This window comes from Acinetobacter sp. YH16031 (assembly GCF_013417335.1).
Classification (GTDB): Bacteria; Pseudomonadota; Gammaproteobacteria; order Pseudomonadales; family Moraxellaceae; genus Acinetobacter.
In genome coordinates, this window is the sequence record NZ_VPED01000068.1 from 1 (window position 1) to 4,722 (window position 4,722).

Here is a 4,722-nt window from a genome sequence, read left to right on the forward strand (position 1 = left end):
TTCCATTTTAGAGATTTGTTTAAGATAAGATATAACTCATTGAGATGTGTCATAGTATTCGTCGTTAGAAAACAATTATTGTGACATTATTTCAATGAGTTATCTATTTTTGTCGTGTACAGAGATTATTATAGAAGCCCCCATGAATAAATCGCTCATCATTTTCGGCATCGTCAACATAACCTCGGACAGTTTCTCCGATGGAGGCCGGTATCTGGCGCCAGACGCAGCCATTGCGCAGGCGCGTAAGCTGATGGCCGAGGGGGCAGATGTGATCGACCTCGGTCCGGCATCCAGCAATCCCGACGCCGCGCCTGTTTCGTCCGACACAGAAATCGCGCGTATCGCGCCGGTGCTGGACGCGCTCAAGGCAGATGGCATTCCCGTCTCGCTCGACAGTTATCAACCCGCGACGCAAGCCTATGCCTTGTCGCGTGGTGTGGCCTATCTCAATGATATTCGCGGTTTTCCAGACGCTGCGTTCTATCCGCAATTGGCGAAATCATCTGCCAAACTCGTCGTTATGCATTCGGTGCAAGACGGGCAGGCAGATCGGCGCGAGGCACCCGCTGGCGACATCATGGATCACATTGCGGCGTTCTTTGACGCGCGCATCGCGGCGCTGACGGGTGCCGGTATCAAACGCAACCGCCTTGTCCTTGATCCCGGCATGGGGTTTTTTCTGGGGGCTGCTCCCGAAACCTCGCTCTCGGTGCTGGCGCGGTTCGATGAATTGCGGCTGCGCTTCGATTTGCCGGTGCTTCTGTCTGTTTCGCGCAAATCCTTTCTGCGCGCGCTCACAGGCCGTGGTCCGGGGGATGTCGGGGCCGCGACACTCGCTGCAGAGCTTGCCGCCGCCGCAGGTGGAGCTGACTTCATCCGCACACACGAGCCGCGCCCCTTGCGCGACGGGCTGGCGGTATTGGCGGCGCTGAAAGAAACCGCAAGAATTCGTTAACTGCACATTCGGGATATTTCTCTATATTCGCGGTTCAGCAGGCATGTCCCCTTTGAGGGCGACCCGACGACAGGATAATCGACCTTATGGTGCGCAAATATTTCGGCACAGACGGTATTCGTGGCAAAGCCAACGAAGGCGCGATGACGGCGGAAACCGCCTTGCGCGTCGGCATGGCGGCTGGCCGTGTCTTTCGTCGCGGTGACCACCGCCATCGTGTCGTGATCGGCAAGGATACGCGCCTGTCGGGCTATATGCTTGAACCCGCGCTCACAGCCGGTTTCACCTCGATGGGCATGGACGTATTCCTTTTTGGCCCGCTGCCGACAACGTAATAGGAAGAATAAACGCCCTTTTCACCCAAGTCCAAATTAATTTGCCGATTCCATAATCAGGGTGTATTACAATTCCATAGAGTTTTTCAATCCAGGTGGTTTAGCTGATAACTTAACGATTGATCAGCTTCTTCGTGAAGATTACTCGCCATGGGCGCGCAATAAAAGGATATCTGCCACGTTCAAAGAAGCGCATTTTATTGAAAAATATGGGTCAGGCATCAAACGAATCCAAGAAGGCTTCGCATCCTATGGTCTGCGTCCCCCTGTCTTTGAAAATTTCCAGCACGGTTTTCGAGTTATTGTCTCATCAAAGCTACTTTTCGAATCTAATGAGGGAGTAAGTGAGGGAGTAAATCTACTATTTAATCAGATAAGAACTAATCCAGGAAAGCGTGCACCATTTTTAGTAAACGAGCTATTAGTTCCTGTCAAGATAGTAGAGCGGTGGCTCAAAATCTTAAGAGATGATCATAAAATCGAGTTTCGAGGAGCTCCTAAAAGTGGAGGATACTGGCTAAAATAGAAATCAATGATACTCTTAAGTGGCACCAATCGAACTCCTATTTTAGCATTTAAAAAAGTATCCTCACATCATTTTATTGAACAATACCTAAGGCTGCTCTGGCGGCATTGATATGATTATCGTCGTTGCACTCTACCGCAAAAGCGCCATATGCTAATGGAGCTGCAGCAGCCCTCTCTATAGATTGTTCGTAGAGCCTATCCCATATCGTTCCGCCTTGTTTAGCATACTCCGTTATCAAACTCTTCAGGCTATCCTCTCCAAAAACCGATACGTGACCAGAAAAGTCCAGTGCAGGATCACCCATATGCGCAGTAGACCAATCTATGATACCAGAGGTCTTACCTTCCTTCGAGGTTAAGACATGCCCTGCATAGAGATCGCCATGGATGAAACAAGTGAATTCAGGCCACAAAGGGTCATTGTCCAACCATCTACGGTATCTGTTTTCCAACGGCTCGCTGATACCTATCTCAGATTTCACCAAGTGGATACGGTCAGCTATTTCGGTCCTCAATTCACTTGGAGTCATTATTTTCAAGTTGCTCTTTCTCACATCGTCAGCTGTAATACGATGTAATTCGGCCAATGATTTTGCCAGAGACTCCACATAAGCTATGCTATCGCGATCTATGTTCCAAGAAACCTCATGTGTTATCGCATCGAATGTCAGAGCAGGCGCATCCTCCAGTAAAGGGTAGGCTATTAGGCGCTCCGATACAATTTTCCAATCAGGGACATTGATCGACAGGTTTCTTTTGGCTAAATCCAATATTCTACTTTCATTTTCGATTTGTTCAAGCATATCGCTTCTTCGAGGTATACGGAGTACCCAGTTCTCACCGTTTACTTCCTTTACAAAGGCAACTCTAAAGTCGATGCCCATCTCATTGACGCTCATCTCTTCCGAAATTCTCAGCCCATGCTCTAGGGCTAATGTTTGCATATCTTCGATTGTCATTTCTATACTGTTTTCTTTTATTAAATTGGTACCAGTTCCCCCGACAGGACATTCTGAATGTCATATACAGGTGTAACACTTTACCCATATTCTTTTCGTATGGATAACACTTCCCATCAGGGAACAAAAATCTGATACATGAATTAATTGTGAGACAGTAGACCTACTGTCGCATTGAAGCCATCTCGGCGACTATTTGATTAGGAAAACCAAGGCTTTGCCATCATAGCCTTATCATAGAAGTATAACATAGTTGTAAAGATAGAAAATTATTTTTTATTCATCCATGATGTTATTATTTTATAATAACATCATCTAAACATGTCCTGTCGCTCTTTTGTGCTGTGATATTTCATACCTATTAACTGCTTTCGTTTGAATTATACGACGTTCTACTCACAATAGGGCAAGGGTTACTCATTCCGTAGGATGCGGTTCACGTATAGGAAGAATAAACGCCCTTTTCACCCAAGTCCAACAGCTTTGGACCGCAGTTGACTCTTTCGACACCCCTGCGATGCAACCCAATCCGGCTGACGGGGAGCCAGCAACGCTGAAAATTTACCCTCCTCTTTCCCACTAGCGGCTCCTTTTCCGACAACCAGCACGGCGGATCCCTGCCGCGGCGCTGTGAACGCAGCATTTTGATTGGTATCGTTGGCCTTCAGGCTCGTCAGTCAAACAGACCCAGGAGCAGCTCAGCCGGTGGCGCCCGGCTTTCGGGTAACGCCCTGGTCCCGCTGGTTTCGGCTTTGTGCTTCAGGTGATCAAGGATCTGCTTGATCACTATAGGGTCTTCAATGCAGGCGATGACTTTCATGGCGCCGCCGCAGCCGCTGCAGGTCTCGATGTCGATATTGAAAACACGCTTGAGCCGTTGCGCCCATGTCATCGACGCTCGCCGTTGTGCTGGTGTTGCCGGTTCATCAGCCACCCTGACCTTGTTGCCCCTGCCCCGTTTTGCCGGCGTGACCAACGCCCGGTGCCGACTGTTGGGTGCGAACACCCCGTGGAAGCGGGTTAGGTTGACTCTGGGCTTCGGTACCAGGGCGGCCAGCCTTGCAATGAAATCCAATGGTTCGAAAATGACGTGCGTGGTGCCGTCCCGGTACGGCGTCTTGAGCTGGTAGCGCACGTTGCCGCCTCGTGTTAACGACAGCCGCTTCTCGGATACCGCCGGGCGGCTGATGTACCGGCACAGCCGTTCGAGCTTCTTGCGTTCATCGGCCCTGGCCGCCACGCCGGCGTGCAGGCTGGACCCGGCTACCTTGCCAATCCCGTCACCGAACGGATCACCACTGGTCGGCAGAGTTTGCAAAGTGAACACCTTTCGCCCCGCCTGTGAACCGACAGCGATACGGTAAGTGATCGAGTGCCCCAGCAGGGGTGTCATCGGGTCGTCATCCACCGCATCCGAGGCCAGATAGCTGTTTTCGACATCCCGTTCCAGCAGGCCTTGCCGTTCCAGATAGCGACCCACCCGGTGGGCGATGGTGTGCGTCAGCTGGGTGAGCTCTGGGCTGGTCGGCGCCTTGACCCAGCGGAAACGCGCTGAGCCGTGGGATTGCTCGACATACACACCGTCGAGAAACAGCATGTGGAAGTGAACATTCAGATTGAGCGCCGATCCAGAACGCTGGATCAGGGTGACCGCGCCCGTCTTGGCCACTTGGTGGGTATGGCCCGCTTTCTTGACCAGGTGCGTGGCAATGACGCGGTAAACGATGCCCAGCACCCACCCCATGATCTCGGGCCGGCTGGCAAACAGGAAACGCAGCTGAAACGGGAAGCTCAACACCCACTGACGCATGGGTTGTTCAGGCAGTACTTCATCAACCAGCAAGGCGGCACTTTCGGCCATCCGCCGCGCCCCACAGCTCGGGCAGAAACCGCGACGCTTACAGCTGAAAGCGACCAGGTGCTCGGCGTGGCAAGACTCGCA

General features: G+C 51.5%; 5 protein-coding genes. 3 read left to right on the forward strand and 2 right to left on the reverse strand.

Features of this window, described 5'->3' with window-relative positions; translation table 11 throughout:
* The first annotated feature begins 142 nt into the window (after positions 1–142).
* The 3 genes from sul2 (at position 143) to FTV31_RS15480 (ending at position 1,819) form a co-directional block, all read left to right on the forward strand.
* Positions 143–958, forward strand: a complete 816-nt coding sequence (gene sul2, locus FTV31_RS15470; RefSeq protein ID WP_001043260.1) for a sulfonamide-resistant dihydropteroate synthase Sul2 — start codon at positions 143–145, stop codon at positions 956–958.
* An 86-nt stretch (positions 959–1,044) separates the two neighbouring features.
* Complete coding sequence (locus FTV31_RS15475; protein WP_071830581.1) at positions 1,045–1,293, forward strand: phosphoglucosamine mutase; 249 nt, start codon at positions 1,045–1,047, stop codon at positions 1,291–1,293.
* A 61-nt stretch (positions 1,294–1,354) separates the two neighbouring features.
* Positions 1,355–1,819: an ATP-binding protein gene (locus FTV31_RS15480; RefSeq protein ID WP_071830580.1), complete on the forward strand. Its 465-nt coding sequence runs from the start codon at positions 1,355–1,357 to the stop codon at positions 1,817–1,819.
* Between the two features lie 73 nt (positions 1,820–1,892).
* On the opposite strand, the gene mph is transcribed toward FTV31_RS15480, so the two are convergent.
* Positions 1,893–2,780, reverse strand: coding sequence for an Mph(E)/Mph(G) family macrolide 2'-phosphotransferase (gene mph / locus FTV31_RS15485; RefSeq protein WP_071830579.1), 888 nt, complete (start codon positions 2,778–2,780; stop codon positions 1,893–1,895).
* Positions 2,781–3,453: 673 nt separating this feature from the next.
* Positions 3,454–4,722 (reverse strand): IS91-like element ISVsa3 family transposase (locus tag FTV31_RS15495; RefSeq protein WP_180015618.1); only part of this gene is annotated, 1,269 nt, incomplete at its 5' end.